Genomic DNA, 14,317 nt, shown 5'->3' on the forward strand with positions numbered 1-14,317 from the left:
ACCTCACAATTTCAGCGCGTGCGTCGCGGTCGCCCCGCCGTCGGCCACGAACTCGCCGCCGGTGCAGTACGAACTCTCGTCGCTGCCGAGGAACACCAGCAGCGGGGCGATCTCGTCGGCCCGGCCCACCCGGCCGAGCGCGACCTTCTTGCCCACCCAGGACACGTCCACGTCCGCGCCCGCCGCGTCGGACACCATCTTCGTGTCGATCATGCCCGGATGCACCGAATTGACCCGGATGCCGCGCGCGCCCAGCTCGAGCGCGGCGACCTTGGTCATCCCGCGGATCGCGAACTTGGTCGCGGTGTAGGCGACGAGGAACGGCATCCCGGCCAGACCCTCCACAGAGGACACGTTGACGACGGAGCCGCCGCCGGCCCCGGCCATCGGTTCAACGACCGAGCGCATGCCGAGAAACGTCCCGATCTGGTTGATCCGCACGACGCGCTCGTACTCGGCGAGCGGCGTCTTCGCGAGTTCGGAAAAGTACAGCACCCCGGCGTTGTTGACCAGCACCGTCGGCGGCCCGAACTCGGACACCGTGGTCTCGACCGCCGCGGTCCAGCCTTCCTCGTCGCTCACGTCGAGATGGCAGAACACCGCCGCGTCGCCGAGTTCGGCGGCCAGCGCCTTGCCTTCTTCGTCGAGAACGTCGGCGATCACCACCTTCGCGCCCTGCGCGACGAACGCTCGCGCGGCAGCCGCTCCCTGCCCGCGGGCCGCGCCGGTGATGAGGGCGACCTTGCCGGCCAGCCGGTGCTCAGTCATGCGTCCTCCGGTTTCAGGGCAGCGAGAGCAGTTCGGTCGCGGCGAACATCCGCTCCGGGTCCCGACCGGCGAAGTGCGCGCCGACGGTCGCGGCGAGTTCGCCGGTGGTCCAGGCGCCGTTCGCGGTGTCGAACCGCTCCTCCACCGACGGCGGCTTCAGCAAGGCGACCATGCCGCCGTGCACGACGAAAACCTGGCCGTTGATCGCGTCCGCCTCCGGGGAAGCGAGAAAAGCGACAAACGGAGCAACATGCTCGACGGACAACGGATCCAGGCCGTCCTTGGGCGCTTCGCCGAAGACGTCCGCGGTCATCGCGGTGCGGGCGCGCGGGCAGATCGTGTTGGCGCGCACGCCGTATTTCGCCAGCCCGCGCGCCGCGGACACGGTGAGCGCCGCGATCCCGGCCTTGGCCGCCGAGTAGTTGGGCTGACCGGGCGAACCGACCAGGAACGCCTCGGACGCCGTGTTCACCAGCCTGCCGTATACCGGCTGTCCCTCCATTTTGGAGCGATCGCGCCAGTACGCGGCGGCGTTGCGGGACAGCAGGAAATGCCCGCGCAGGTGCACCGCGACGACCTTGTCCCAGTCCTCGTCGGACATCGAGAACAGCATCCGGTCGCGGAGCACGCCCGCGTTGTTCACGACGATGTCGAGGCCGCCGAAGTGGTCCACCGCGGCCGACAGCAGTTCTTTGGCGGTCTCGGCCGCCGAGACGTCCCCGGCCACCGCGAGCGCTTTGCCGCCGCGCTGTTCGATCTCGGCCACGACGTCTTTCGCCTCGCCGATGTCGTTGACCACGACGGCCGCGCCTTCGCGGGCCAGCGCGAGCGCCTCGGCCCGGCCGAGCCCCGCTCCGGCCCCGGTGACGACAGCGACCTTGCCCTCGAGCGTCATCGAACCGCTCCAGCCCGTCGTGCGTTGTCCCAGCGGAGTAGTTCCACCCGCGAGCCTCCTCGTCGAAGCCTGCCTGTCGCAGCACAGACTAGAATCTGTTCTCGTATTGAGCAAGCCCCGATTAATCGGTCGTGAACAGGGCGTTCTTTGGGCAGTTCAGCACCGCTTGCGAAACACGTTCTACTTCTTCGTCCGGCACCGGTCCGATGACCAGGTTCTCGTCGTCGTCGAGATCGAAGACCTCCGGCGCGAACCCGACGCAGACCGCGTTCGCCTCGCACCGCGACCGGTCGACACTGACCTCCATGCTTCCTCCCGTCCGCCACTCCTGGTACAACTAGAACAGGTTCTAGCTTACCGCCGGGGCCCGGTACGACACCACAACGAGACCGGCGGGGTGGAGGTGACGGGTGCGGATCGACTACACGCCGCGGCAGCGGGCATTGGCCGCCGAGCTGCGGGAGTACTTCGCCGAACTGATGACTCCGGCGCGCCGCGAAAGCCTCGCCGCGCCGGGCGGCGAGTACGGCGACGGCTTGGCGTACAAGGAAATCGTCCGGCAGCTCGGCAAGGACGGATGGCTCGCGCTCGGCTGGCCGCGCGAGTACGGCGGGCAGGACCGGAGCATGCTCGACCAGCTGATCTTCACCGACGAAGCGGCGGTCGCCGGGGTCCCGGTGCCGTTCCTGACGGTGAACACCATCGGCCCGACGATCATGCGTTTCGGCACCCCGGACCAGAAGGCGTTCTACCTGCCGAAGATCGCCGCGGGCGAGCTGCATTTCTCGATCGGCTACTCCGAACCGGGCGCGGGCACGGACCTCGCCTCGCTGCGCACGCGGGCGGTCCGCGACGGCGACGAGTACGTGGTCAACGGGCAGAAAATGTGGACCAGCCTGATCGAGTACGCCGATTACGTGTGGCTCGCCGCGCGCACCGACCCGGAGGCGCGCAAGCACAAGGGCCTGTCGATCCTGATCGTGCCGACCTCCGCGCCCGGTTTTTCCTGGACGAAGGTGCACACCGTCGCCGGACCCGGGACCAGCGCGACCTACTACGACGACGTCCGCGTCCCGGTCGCGTCGCGGGTCGCCGAGGAGAACGCCGGCTGGCCGCTGATCACCAACCAGCTCAACCACGAACGCGTCGCGCTCACCTCGGCCGCGCCGGTGCGGAAAGCGCTGGCCGACGTCGTGGCGTGGGCCCGCGAGGAGTCGCTGACCGACCGTGAATGGGTCCGGACGCACCTCGCGCGCGTGCACGCGTACGCCGAGTACTTGAAGCTGCGGAACTGGAAGATCGCCTGGGCCGCCGCGGCCAGCGAACTCGGCCCCGCCGAGGCTTCGGCGACCAAGGTGTACGGCACCGAGATGGCGATCGAGGCATACCGGCTGCTGATGGAGGTCGTCGGCGCGGCCGCGGTGGTCCGCGACGGCTCCCCCGGCGCGGTGCTCGCCGGACGGCTGGAACGGCTGCACCGTTCGGCGTTGATCCTCACCTTCGGCGGCGGCACCAACGAGGTGCAGCGCGACATCGTCGCCGCCACCGCCCTCGGCCAGCCCGTGACGCGTTAGGAGTTCTCCCGGTGGACTTCTCCCTCACCGAAGCGCAAACCGACCTCTCCGCCCTGACCCGGCGGATCCTCTCCGACCAGGTCACCGCGGAATCCCTGGGCCCGCACGGGTCCGGCGGTTTCGATGCTCCACTGTGGACGGTTCTGGCGCGCTCCGGCGTGCTCGACGCCGCCTTGCCCGCGACGGTCGGCGGCGGCGGTTTCGGCTTGCTGGAACAGTGTTCGGTCCTGATCGAGATCGGCCGCGCGGTCGCCCCCGTCCCGTATCTGTCGTCGGTCGTCCAGGCCGGCTCGGTGCTCACCGACCCATTGCTGGCTGAGCGATGGCTGTTGCCGGTCTCGCGCGGCAAAGCCGTGCTCGCAGTCGCTTTGGGCGGTTCGTTCGTTGCCTCGGACGGACGCCTCACCGGTACGCAGACCGCGGTCCCCTTCGCAGCCTTCGCGGACGCCTTGCTCGTCGAAGCCAACGACGGCGTGTACATCGTCGAGAAGGACGCTGCTGGAGTCTCTATTGAAGCGCAGTCGACTACCGACCATGCTGACGCGGCTTTGGTGACGCTGTCCGATACCCCCGGAGTCGCTCTCGGCGACGTCGGCGAACAGCTGCGCCTTCGCGGCACGCTCGGCGCTTGCGCGCAGCAGTTGGGCGTGTTGGAACGGGCGCTCGAACTGACGGCTGCGTACACGCGTGAACGCAAGCAGTTCGACAAGGTGCTGGGCAGCTTCCAAGCCGTCCGGCACCGCCTCGCCGATGCGTACATCGACGTCGAAGCCGTACGACTGACGCTGTGGCAGGCAGCCTGGAAGCTCTCCGAAGGCCTCGACGCCGCAGCGGATGTGGCCACCGCGAAGTTCTGGGCCGCCGAAGCCGGACACCGGGTCGCGCACACCGCAGTGCACCTGCACGGCGGCGTCGGTATCGATGTAGAACACCCGGTGCACCGCTACTTCGCCGCCGCGAAGCGCCTGGAGTTCACCAGCGGCGGCGCGACCGAGCAGTTGCTGGGCCTCGGCGAGCTGGTGGTCAGTCCATCGGCGTGATGTGCCGCAGCCGACGCGGTCCGGTGTCCGGCCGCGTCGGCGGTGCGCCCACCACCAACCGCGCGTTGGCGACAAACGCGCCGTCCGGCGACGCGAGGATCGGATCCAACGCCAACGACCGCACCTCGGGGTTGTCCTCCGCGAGCGCCGCGACGCGCAACACCATGTCCTGCAGCGCCGCGAGGTCCGCAGGCTCGTCACCGCGATACCCCGTCAGCAACGGCGACGTACGCGGCTCGCGGATCAGCGTCGCCGCGTCGACGTCCGTCAACGGCACCGCCCGGTACGCGCGGTCGCCGAGCAGCGTGCTGACCAGCCCGGACAGTCCGAACGACACGAGCGTGCCGAACGACGGGTCGTCCTGGAGCCCGATAGCGCACGAAAGCCCCTTCGGCGCCATCTGTTGCACGTACATGTCTTCGTCACCCGAAACGGCCCGCAGATCCCGGTACGCGACGCGTACGGACTCTTCGGACATCAGGTCAAGCCGTACGCCGGCGAAATCCGGCCGCCCGCGCAACCGCTCGTCGACCGCCTTCAACGTGACGGGATACCCAAGCTCCGCCGCCGCAGCCACAGCGTGGTCCTCGCTCGACGCCACCCGGAACGGCACCACGTCCACGCCGTAACAGCTCAGCAGCCGCACCACGTCGTCGTCCGACAGCAGCGTCGAACTGCCGTCCTCCGGCAACAGCTCGCGCACGATCTCCTGCGCCTGCTCGACGTGCAGACCGCTGGGCCGTACCAACGTCCCCTGCGGCCGCTGCCGCCACGCCGCGTACCGCACCACGCGCGCCAACGCGTTCACCGCGCGCTCCGGACTCGAATACGACGGAATCGACCCACGCGTCGGCACGCCGTCGTCAGAAAGCACTGCCAGTTCGTCCGGCACGCCTTCCGCGGCGAGGAACGTCGAGACGATCGGCTTCGACTGCTTCATCTCCGACACTGCTTCGCGCAACGCTCGCGCGTACGCAGCTCCAGGAATCGCCACCGGCGGCGCGAACACTGCTATCAACGCGTCGGTATCCGGCGAGTCCAACGCCTCGCGCACTGCCGTCGCGAACTCGTCCGGCCCGGCCTGCGGCCCGATGTCGACCGGATCGAACGCCAGCCGCAGCCCCTCCGCACGGGCGGTGTCGGCGGCCAGCAACCCGATCGCGCTGGAGTTCCCGACGATCCCGATCCGCGGCCCGGCCGGCAACGGCTGATGCGCGAACACGAGCGCCGTGTCGAACAGTTGCGCCAACGACTCGACCCGCACCACGCCGGCCTGCTCGAACAGCGCCTGCACACTGGCCTCGTCGACCTCCGCCGAAGTCGCCGCGAGCTGCGGCCGCACCGCATGCCGCCCCGACTTCACCGCGACGATCGGCTTCGACCGCGCCAGCCTGCGCGCCAGCCGCGCGAACTTCCGCGGGTTGCCGAACGACTCCAGATACAGCAGCACCAGGTCGGTGTCCGGATCGGTTTCCCAGTACTGCAGCAGGTCGTTGCCGGACACGTCCGCCCGGTTGCCCGCCGAGACGAACGTCGACAGCCCCAGCCCGCGCGACCCCGCGTCCGCCAGAATCGCCGTCCCGAGCGCACCGGACTGGCAGAAGAACCCCGTCCGCCCGCGTTTCGGCAGCCGCGGCGCCAGCGTCGCGTTGAGCCGGACGTCCTTCGCGGTGTTCAGCACGCCCAGCGCGTTCGGCCCGACCACCCGCATGCCGTGCGCCCGCGCCTCGCCGACCAGCCGCAGCTCGGCGTGCAACCCGAGCGGCCCCGACTCCGCGAACCCGCCGGACACGATCACCAGCGTCTTGACGCCCTTGGCCAAACAGGCGTCCAGCACGGACTCGACGGCCTCCGCCGGAACCGCCACCAACGCCAGGTCGACCGGGTCCGGAATGTCCAGCACGGACGGATACGCCCGCACCCCGCGAACCGACCGGTGCTCCGGGTTGACCGGATACACCGCCCCCGCGAAATCCGCCGCGAGCAGGTTCGCGAACGCGACGTGCCCGACCTTGGTGGGATCCGCGGAGGCCCCGATCACCGCCACGGTCGCCGGATGCAGCAGATTGTGCACACTCCGCGCCTCGGCCGCTTGCTCCCGCGATCGCGCGACCGCGAGCGATTCCTCGGTCGGGTCGATGTCGAACTCGAGATGCAGCACGCCTTCCTCGATCGCGCGGCTGACCTGATACCCCGCGTCGCGGAACACGCGCACCATCGCCGCGTTCTCGCTCAGCACCTCGGCCACGAACCGCCGCAATCCGCACTCCGACGCCGCCGCGGCGAGGTGTTCGAGCAGGATCGACCCGAGCCCTCGCCCCTGATGCTTGTCGTCGACAACGAACGCAACCTCCGCCGACGGCCCGTGATCGAGCCGCTCGTACCGCCCCACGGCGACCACGTCGTCCCCGAGCAAGGCCACAAACGCGACCCGGTCGTGGTGGTCCACAGTGGAAAACCGCTCCAGATCCCGCGGTGGGATGCGCGGGTAGGCACCGAAGTACCGGAAATACCGGGTGCGGTCGGAAAGCCTGCTGTGCAAGGCGACGAGCCCGTCGGCGTCACTGGGCACGACGGGTCGCAAGTGGACAGTGCCGCCGTCGGAAAGGACTACGTCAGCTTCCCAGTCACGGGGGTAGTCATAGGGATCGCGCTTCCCGTCCGCGGCGGGATGCCCTGGGGCAGGCCCTTTCGCGGCTTCGCCAGCCGGTGCTTTGGTGCTGGCTGACTGGCTCGCCCCGTCGCTTCCGCCCGCTGCCGGATTCGCCGCCGCATCGCGTCCGGCCGCAGCAGAGTCGCCGGTTCCGAACTCGCTCGACATCGCATCGCCTCCCGCCGCAGGAAAGTCCTTCGCCGAAGCATCCCCTTGTGGAGCAGCACGTCCGCTCGCCTGGTTCGCCGCTGAAGCCTCGCCGGACGCACCGGACTCGCCACGCTGCGCTGGCGAGCCGCTTTCTCCGCGCCTGGCAGCCGATCCGGACGAAGCACCGCCGATCTGCGGAGTTCTGGCCCCTCCTTCCGGGCGACTGGTGTCGCGGCCGGGATGCGGAGCCGCTGAAACCTCGCCGGATGCATGCGTCTCACCGCCCCACGCTAGCCCGGCTGACGAGCCGCTTTCGCCGCGCCGGGCAGCCGAAGCAGCCGATCCGGAGGAAACGCCGCCAGGCTCCGGATTTCCTGCCGCACCCGTCCCTCCTTCGGGGCGACTGGTGGCGCGGCCGGGATTCGGAGAGTCGGGTCCGCCGGGCGCGCCCGTGCTGCTGGCGTCGAGAATGGGACTGCCCGCGCCGGGCCTAGCGAGGCCGGACTCGCCGGTGCCGGGGCTGAGCTTGCCGGGGCCGGACTCACCGGTCCCAGAGCTGCCGGTGCCGGACTCAGCGGCGCCAGAGCTGCCTGCGCCAGAGCTGCCGGTGCCGAGGCCAGGGGTGCCCGTGCCCGGGACGCCCACGCCGGGCCCACCCATGCCGGAGCCGCCCACGCCAGGCCCACCCCTGCCGGGGTCGCCCGCGCCGGACTTGCCAGTGCCGGAGTCTCCGGTGCCGAGGTCGCCGGCGCCGGGATGGCGAGGTCGGTCGGGCATGGTCAGTCCCTCGGATCGTCCGGGTCGAGGCCGTGCAGCGGGAAGATCGCGCGGCGGGTGTCGCGGATCGCGACGTCCACCGGGTCGTCCGCGTCGTCGCCCCACGGCTTGAAGGCGGTGTCCTTGCCGTCGGTCATCGCGGCGGGGAGGTCGGCGGCCGGGGCGGCGCGCTGGACCGTCGAGACCCAGCCGGCCGGCAGCGGCGTTTCCGGCGGGACGTCGCGGTCCAGCACGGTCGCCATCAGGTGCGTCCACGAGCGCGGCACCACGCGGATCAGCTGGTATCCCCCGCCTCCGACCGCCAGCCAGCGGCCGTCCGCGTAGCGCTCGGCCAGGTCGCGCAGCGTGGAGTAGATGGTGCGGTGCCCGTCGACCGACAGGGACAGGTCCGCCATCGGGTCTTCCTCGTGCGAATCGACCCCGCACTGGGTGACGAGCAGCTGCGGCCGGAACTCCTGCAGCACAGCGGGAACCACCGCGTCGAACGCCCGCAGCCACCCCGGGTCCCTGGTGTGCGGCGGCAGCGGGACGTTCACCGCCGTGCCGGCTGCCTTGCCCTTCCCGATTTCGGCGGAGTAGCCGGTGCCGGGCCAGAGCGTGAACGGGTGCTGGTGCATGGAGACGGTTAGCACGCGCGGATCGTCGTAAAACGCGGCTTGGACGCCGTCACCGTGATGCACGTCGGTGTCGACGTACGCGATGCGGTCGAAGCCGTGGTCGAGCAGCCACGAGATGGCGATCGCGCAGTCGTTGTAGATGCAGAAACCGGAGGCGTGGTCCCGCATCGCGTGGTGCAGCCCGCCCGCGATGTTGACCGCCCGCCGCGCCTCGCCGTCCGCGATCTTGCGCGCGGCGAGCAGCGTCGAGCCGACGACCAGCGCGGTCGCGTCGTGCATTCCGGCGAACACGGGGTTGTCGTCGGTCCCGAGCCCGTGCCCGACGTCCCACCCGACATTCGGCGCTTCCCGCACCGCGGCCAGGTACTCGGGAGCGTGCACGCGCAGCAGTTCCTCGTCGCCCGCGGCGGTGGGCACGAGCAGTTCGACCCCTTCGAGCACGCCCAGCTCAGTGGCGAGCCGCACGGTGAGGTCGAGCCGGACGGGGTTGAACGGATGCTGCCCGCCCAGGTCGTACTTCAGCAGCGACGAATCCCAGACAACTGCAGGCGACCACATGCACCGCACTGTACTTCCCCGTCGCGCCCGGAGCCGGGTTTCCGCCGGGGCGCGACTCAGCCGCCGCCACTTCCCCGCTGCGTCCCGAGCCGGGTTCCGCGGCGAGGAGTCACTCAGCCGCGGTCCCCCGCCCGGCTCCACAGCGTGAAGTCACTCAGCAACACGCTCCCTCAATCGTCACGGCCGAGCCCGGCTCCACCGCGGGAGGCGGGCTCAACCGCGCGTCCAGACGACGCCGCGCGCCTCGTACTCGAGCATCTCCTCCAGCCCGGCCGCCGCGTCGGAGCCGAGTTCCCGTTTCACCAGCCACAAGGCCAGGTCGAGGCCGCTCGTGATGCCGCCCGAGGTGACCACGTCGCCGTCGTCGACCACGCGCGCCTTCTTGAGCACTCCGCCCTGCTGGGCGAGCGTGTCGGTCGCGCCGTGGTGCGTCGTGCACGGACGTCCGCGCACCAATCCGGCTGCGCCGAGCAACAGCGTGCCCGTGCACAGCGACGCCAGGGTCAGTCCTTTGCGCGGCGCGGCGGCAAGGGCATCCGGCAGGACCTTGCGGTCGATCTCCGCCCAGATCCCCGGTCCCTTCCGCCTCCGGTAACCGCCGCCCGGCACGACGATGATGTCGGCGTCCTGGGGCGACCAGCCGCGTTCGACCTCCACCTTCGTCCCGTACGCCGCGCGTACCACGCCCGGGCCGTCCACTCGCACGTACGAAACTTCGGTACCGCGCTTCGCGTGCATACCCGCCGCGGAGAACACCTCGTACGGACCGGCGAAGTCCTGCTCCTCGACACCGTCGAACAACACGACCTGAACCCGCAACGGCCGCCGCACCGTCGAAGCGCCGGTCGTCGCCGAAGCCTCAGCCGGTATCGCCGCCGCCATCGCCGCTGACCCGCGCAGGAATGTTCTTCGCTCCATGAAAGCCGCCTCTCGCCTGGAAAGCCTTCCGGACGAGAAGTCGGCGCACAGCGCGGAAAGTTCCGGCGACGTCAGCCGCGCTCGGGACCAGTCGCCGCGGGACGCTCCGGATCGCGCGACCAATGCGACCACGACCCCGCGTACAGCGCGGCGGGCTCCGGATGCCCGGCGACCTCCAGCGCGAGCACCACCGACGACGCCGTGACTCCCGAACCGCAGTAGGCGCCGACCGGAACCCCGTCGGTCAAGCCCAGCGACGCGAACCGCGCGGCGAGCTCGGCCGGCGACTTCCAGCGCCCGTCCGCACCAGCGTGCTCGGACGACGGCGCGCTGACCGCACCGGGGATGTGCCCGGCCCGCGGGTCGACCGGCTCGGTCTCGCCGGTGTAGCGGGCGTGCGCGCGAGCGTCGAACAGCACGCCTTCGCGCGCGAGCGCCGCCGCGTCGTCCGCCGACAGGACCGGCATCGCGCCCGGACGGACCTCGACGTCGCCCGGCTCCGGCGAAGGCACTTCGGCCGTCACTTCCCGCCCCTCGGCCAGCCACGCAGCGTAACCGCCGTCGAGCACCGCGACCTCCGAATGGCCGCCCCAGCGCAGCAGCCACCAGGCGCGCGCGGCCACCGAACCGTCGGCGTCGTCGTAGACGACCACCGGACGCCCGGCCCGGACCCCGGCTTTCCGCAGCTCACGCTGCAGCACGGCCGGGTCGGGCAGCGGGTGGCGGCCGCCCTCGCCGGGCGGCGCGGCCAGCGCCGTGTCGAGGTCGACGAACACCGCTCCCGGCAGGTGTCCCTCCTGGTAGGACTCCGCCGCGGGCGGTCCGCCGAGCCGCCAGCGGACGTCCAGCACCGCTGGACGGTCCCGGTCGGTCAGCGCGGCGAGCTCAGCGGGCGAGATCAACGGTCGCATGCCCCCATCCTGCAGGTCCGGACGCGGTTCGCGCACCAGGGCAGGACTTTTCGCCGCCGCCGGGTCGTTACGCCGAGGCGAGCCGTCGCTGTCGGGGCCAACGACTACGATGAGCTACGCGGACGAAGGGGACAGCGTGAACGATCTCATCGACACCACCGAGATGTACCTGCGTACCATCTACGAGCTCGAAGAGGAAGGGGTCGTCCCGCTGCGGGCCCGGATCGCCGAGCGGCTGCAGCAGAGCGGCCCCACCGTGAGCCAGACCGTGGCCCGGATGGAGCGCGACGGCCTGGTCGTCGTCGCGGACGACCGGCATCTGCAGCTCACCGACCACGGCCACGACCTCGCCGTCGCGGTCATGCGCAAGCACCGGCTCGCCGAGCGCCTCCTCGTCGACGTCATCGGCCTCGAGTGGGAGCACGTGCACAACGAGGCGTGCCGCTGGGAGCACGTGATGAGCGAGGCCGTCGAGCGCAAGCTGGTGAAGCTGCTCGACCACCCGACCACGTCGCCGTACGGCAACCCGATCCCCGGCCTCGACAAGCTCGGCGACGGCGATCCCGCGCCGCGCGCCGAGGACGGCCTGGTGCGTCTCGACGAGTTCGCCCGCACCGGCGGCGGCGAGGTCGAGATCCGCCGCATCGCCGAGCACGTGCAGCTCGACGAGTCGCTGCTCACCGAGCTGCGTACGGTCGGCATCGTGCCCGGCGGCCTCGTCACCGTCGGCAAGGCCGCGGGCGGCAGCGCCACCGTCGAGGTCAAGGGCACCGAGAGCACGGCGCAGGTCTCCACCGCGGCGCTGCACGCCGTGCTGGCGCTCGCCAAGTGACGCCGGCGACCGACGCGGCGCGCGCGTTCCACGACGTCCACGGGCGGGCCCCGGCAGGCGTGTGGTCCGCGCCGGGCCGGGTGAACCTGATCGGCGAGCACACCGACTACAACGACGGTTTCGTCCTGCCCTTCGCGCTTCCGCACCGGCTGGCCGCGGCTGCGTCCCCGCGCGAGGACGGCAAGCTCCAGGTCGCCACGCTCGGCGACGACGGACAGCTGCAGCACTCCGGCCCGCACGACATCGCCGCGCTCGAACCGGGTTCGGTCGAGGGTTGGGCCGCGTATCCCTCCGGGGTGGCGTGGGTGCTGCGCGACCAGGGGTACGCGAGCGGCGCCGACGTGGTCATCGCCGGGGACGTGCCGTCCGGGGCCGGGCTTTCCTCCTCTCACGCGCTGGAATGCGCGGTTTCGCTGGCGTTGCTCGGCGTGGCCGGGGTGGAACTCGAGGACGGCGGCCCGGGCACTCCCACGCGGCCGGAGATCGCGCGCTGGGTGCAGCGGTCGGAAAACGACTTCGTCGGCGCGCCCACCGGGCTGCTCGACCAGACGGCGTCGCTGTGCTGCGAGGACTCGCGGGTGCTGTTCCTCGACGTCCGCTCGGGCGAGATGGAGCAGGTGCCGTTCCCGCTCGCCGAGGCCGGGCTCCGGGTGCTGATCATGGACACCCGCACCAAGCATTCCCACGCCGACGGCGGCTACGGCGCACGCCGGCGCGGCACCGAGCGCGCGGCGGAACTGCTCGGCGTGAAGGCGCTGCGCGACGTCGCCCTCGACGGTCTCGACGAAGCCCTCGGGCAACTGCCCGCGGAACTGGTTCCGCTGGTGCGCCACGTGGTCACCGAGAACCAGCGGGTGCTCGACGTGGTCGCGTTGCTGCGCCAGAACAAGCTCGCCGAGATCGGGCCGTACCTCGACGCTTCCCACGTGAGCATGCGCGACGACTACCGCATCTCGACGCCCGAACTGGACCTCGCGGTCGAGTCGGCCCGTTCGGCCGGAGCGCTGGGCGCGCGGATGACCGGCGGCGGGTTCGGCGGTTCGGCGATCGCGCTGGTCCGCGACGAGGATCTGGACGCAGTTCGCGGCGCGGTCGAAACCGCCTGCGAGCAGGCCGGATTCCGCCGCCCGCGGATGTTCACGGCGGTGCCGTCGCGCGGCGCGGGCCGCGACGACGCCTGATTTCCGGAGCAACCCCCGGAGGGTCCGTCGCGTCGCAGTGAGGGGAGACTGTGCCGCAGAGTCGCCACCCCTCAGCAGAAAGGCCTTGACGTGACGGACCAGCAGAGCCCCCTGAAACTTGTCGTGACGGGCGGCGCGGGGTACGTGGGCAGCGTGTGCGCCGCCCGCCTCATCGAAGCGGGTCACCAGGTCACCGTCGTGGACGACCTGTCGACCGGGCACGCGGACGCGGTGCACCCGCAGGCGCGCTTCGTCGAGGGCGACGCCGCCGAGGTCGCCGCGGACCTTCTCGGCGAGGGCTTCGACGGCGTGCTGCACTTCGCGGCGAAGTCGCTGGTGGGCGAGTCGATGGCCGACCCGGCGAAGTACTGGGAAGGCAACGTGGTGACCTCGCTGCGGCTGCTGGAGGCGATGAAGAAGCACGGCACGCCGCGCCTGGTGTTCTCCTCCACCGCGGCGACGTACGGCGAGCCCGACGTGTCGCCGATCCCGGAAACGGCCCCGACGCAGCCGACCAACACCTACGGCGCGTCGAAGCTCGCCATCGACCACGCGATCACCAGCTTCGCCCGCGCCCACGGCCTCGCCGCGGTCAGCCTGCGGTACTTCAACGTGGCCGGCGCCTACGGCGCGTTCGGCGAACGGCACACCACCGAAACCCATCTCATCCCTCTCGTCCTCCAGGTCGCCACCGGCGACCGCGAACACATCTCCATCTACGGCGACGACTACCCGACGCCGGACAAAACGGCCGTCCGCGACTACATCCACGTGGTCGACCTCGCCGACGCTCACCTCCTCGCCCTGCGCCACGCCGCCGCCGGCGAGCACCGCATCTACAACCTCGGCAGCGGCACCGGGTTCTCGGTGCTGGAGGTCGTGGAAGCCTGCCGCCGGGTCACCGGGCACCCGATCCCCGCCGTGGTGGCCCCGCGCCGCGCCGGCGACCCGTCGGTGCTCGTGGCGTCGAGCGACAAGGCCCACGGCGAACTCGGGTGGACGCCCAAGCTGACCGACCTCGACGGGATCGTGTCGGACGCTTGGCAGTTCACCCGGTCGCGTCGTTCCTGATCGCGGCTCCGAACGGGGCGGGGATCCGGCTGGACTCCCCCGCCCCGGTCTCGTCACGGCGAGCGGCCAAGGCACTCCGACGCCAGGACTCACCAGCTCGACGTGGAGGCGGACGACTCGGACTTGCCCAGCGGACGGCGTACCCCGCTCGGGCCCGCCCGCTGCCCCGCCACTCCGGCTCAAGCCACCGCCGTGCCTGGCTTCGCTCGAGAACCCGACCCCGTCACTACGGCCAGGAACCGCTTCCGCCGGGCGCTTGGCCTCGTCCCGCCGAGGCCCGTCCGCGCCGTCTGTCCTTCCGATCGAGAATCCCCGGCCCGGCACCACGAACAAGAGCTACTTGGGCCCGGGCTCACGGACTCCGTTCCAGCA

General features: G+C 71.1%; 12 protein-coding genes. 5 read left to right on the plus strand and 7 right to left on the minus strand.

What is annotated here, in order from left to right; translation table 11 throughout:
- Positions 1 to 3: 3 nt before the first annotated feature.
- From L942_RS01195 to L942_RS01205, 3 genes are all read right to left on the minus strand, one after another.
- On the minus strand, positions 4 to 768 hold the full coding sequence (locus L942_RS01195; protein ID WP_037353720.1) for a glucose 1-dehydrogenase: 765 nt from the start codon (positions 766 to 768) through the stop codon (positions 4 to 6).
- Positions 769 to 781: 13 nt separating this feature from the next.
- Complete coding sequence (locus L942_RS01200) at positions 782 to 1,663, minus strand: 3-oxoacyl-ACP reductase (RefSeq protein ID WP_037353722.1); 882 nt, start codon at positions 1,661 to 1,663, stop codon at positions 782 to 784.
- 121 nt (positions 1,664 to 1,784) lie between these two features.
- Complete coding sequence (locus L942_RS01205; protein ID WP_037353724.1) at positions 1,785 to 1,970, minus strand: ferredoxin; 186 nt, start codon at positions 1,968 to 1,970, stop codon at positions 1,785 to 1,787.
- A 103-nt stretch (positions 1,971 to 2,073) separates the two neighbouring features.
- On the opposite strand from L942_RS01205, the gene L942_RS01210 reads away from it, so the two are divergent.
- Entirely contained in the window at positions 2,074 to 3,237 is a 1,164-nt protein-coding gene (locus L942_RS01210) for an acyl-CoA dehydrogenase family protein (RefSeq protein ID WP_037353726.1), read from the plus strand.
- Between the two features lie 11 nt (positions 3,238 to 3,248).
- Positions 3,249 to 4,277, plus strand: coding sequence for an acyl-CoA dehydrogenase family protein (locus L942_RS01215; protein ID WP_037353728.1), 1,029 nt, complete (start codon positions 3,249 to 3,251; stop codon positions 4,275 to 4,277).
- On the opposite strand, the gene L942_RS01220 is transcribed toward L942_RS01215, so the two are convergent.
- From L942_RS01220 to L942_RS01235, 4 genes are all read right to left on the minus strand, one after another.
- Positions 4,261 to 7,098: a bifunctional acetate--CoA ligase family protein/GNAT family N-acetyltransferase gene (locus L942_RS01220; protein ID WP_037353730.1), complete on the minus strand. Its 2,838-nt coding sequence runs from the start codon at positions 7,096 to 7,098 to the stop codon at positions 4,261 to 4,263. The two genes, L942_RS01215 and L942_RS01220, sit on opposite strands and share 17 nt — an antisense overlap.
- A gap of 761 nt (positions 7,099 to 7,859) precedes the next feature.
- Complete coding sequence (locus L942_RS01225) at positions 7,860 to 9,032, minus strand: acetoin utilization protein AcuC (RefSeq protein WP_037353731.1); 1,173 nt, start codon at positions 9,030 to 9,032, stop codon at positions 7,860 to 7,862.
- Positions 9,033 to 9,245: 213 nt separating this feature from the next.
- Positions 9,246 to 9,950 (minus strand): DJ-1/PfpI family protein, encoded by a 705-nt coding sequence (locus tag L942_RS01230; protein WP_037353820.1) that lies wholly within the window; start codon positions 9,948 to 9,950, stop codon positions 9,246 to 9,248.
- 71 nt (positions 9,951 to 10,021) lie between these two features.
- On the minus strand, positions 10,022 to 10,861 hold the full coding sequence (locus tag L942_RS01235) for a sulfurtransferase (RefSeq protein ID WP_037353733.1): 840 nt from the start codon (positions 10,859 to 10,861) through the stop codon (positions 10,022 to 10,024).
- Positions 10,862 to 10,970: 109 nt separating this feature from the next.
- Between L942_RS01235 and L942_RS01240 the strand changes: the two genes are divergently transcribed.
- From L942_RS01240 to galE, 3 genes are all read left to right on the plus strand, one after another.
- A complete protein-coding gene (locus tag L942_RS01240; RefSeq protein ID WP_081654896.1) occupies positions 10,971 to 11,693 on the plus strand; it encodes a metal-dependent transcriptional regulator in 723 nt (240 codons plus the stop codon).
- A complete protein-coding gene (gene galK, locus L942_RS01245) occupies positions 11,690 to 12,874 on the plus strand; it encodes a galactokinase (protein WP_037353734.1) in 1,185 nt (394 codons plus the stop codon). The genes L942_RS01240 and galK overlap by 4 nt, the downstream gene beginning before the upstream one ends.
- Positions 12,875 to 12,964: 90 nt before the next feature.
- Positions 12,965 to 13,945, plus strand: coding sequence for a UDP-glucose 4-epimerase GalE (galE, locus tag L942_RS01250; RefSeq protein ID WP_037353738.1), 981 nt, complete (start codon positions 12,965 to 12,967; stop codon positions 13,943 to 13,945).
- Positions 13,946 to 14,317 lie beyond the last annotated feature (372 nt).

The organism is Amycolatopsis orientalis DSM 43388, assembly GCF_000411975.1.
Lineage (GTDB): Bacteria > Actinomycetota > Actinomycetes > Mycobacteriales > Pseudonocardiaceae > Amycolatopsis > Amycolatopsis orientalis_D.

Bases quoted from the DNA above. Each gene is read 5' to 3' on its own strand.
- L942_RS01240 (WP_081654896.1), top strand. From the start codon at position 10,971: ATGAGCTACGCGGACGAAGGGGACAGCGTGAACGATCTCATCGACACC.
- L942_RS01205 (WP_037353724.1), bottom strand. From the start codon at position 1,970: ATGGAGGTCAGTGTCGACCGGTCGCGGTGCGAGGCGAACGCGGTCTGC.
- L942_RS01195 (WP_037353720.1), bottom strand. From the start codon at position 768: ATGACTGAGCACCGGCTGGCCGGCAAGGTCGCCCTCATCACCGGCGCG.
- L942_RS01225 (WP_037353731.1), bottom strand. From the start codon at position 9,032: ATGTGGTCGCCTGCAGTTGTCTGGGATTCGTCGCTGCTGAAGTACGAC.
- L942_RS01200 (WP_037353722.1), bottom strand. From the start codon at position 1,663: ATGACGCTCGAGGGCAAGGTCGCTGTCGTCACCGGGGCCGGAGCGGGG.
- L942_RS01235 (WP_037353733.1), bottom strand. From the start codon at position 10,861: ATGCGACCGTTGATCTCGCCCGCTGAGCTCGCCGCGCTGACCGACCGG.
- L942_RS01220 (WP_037353730.1), bottom strand. From the start codon at position 7,098: ATGTCGAGCGAGTTCGGAACCGGCGACTCTGCTGCGGCCGGACGCGAT.
- L942_RS01230 (WP_037353820.1), bottom strand. From the start codon at position 9,950: ATGGAGCGAAGAACATTCCTGCGCGGGTCAGCGGCGATGGCGGCGGCG.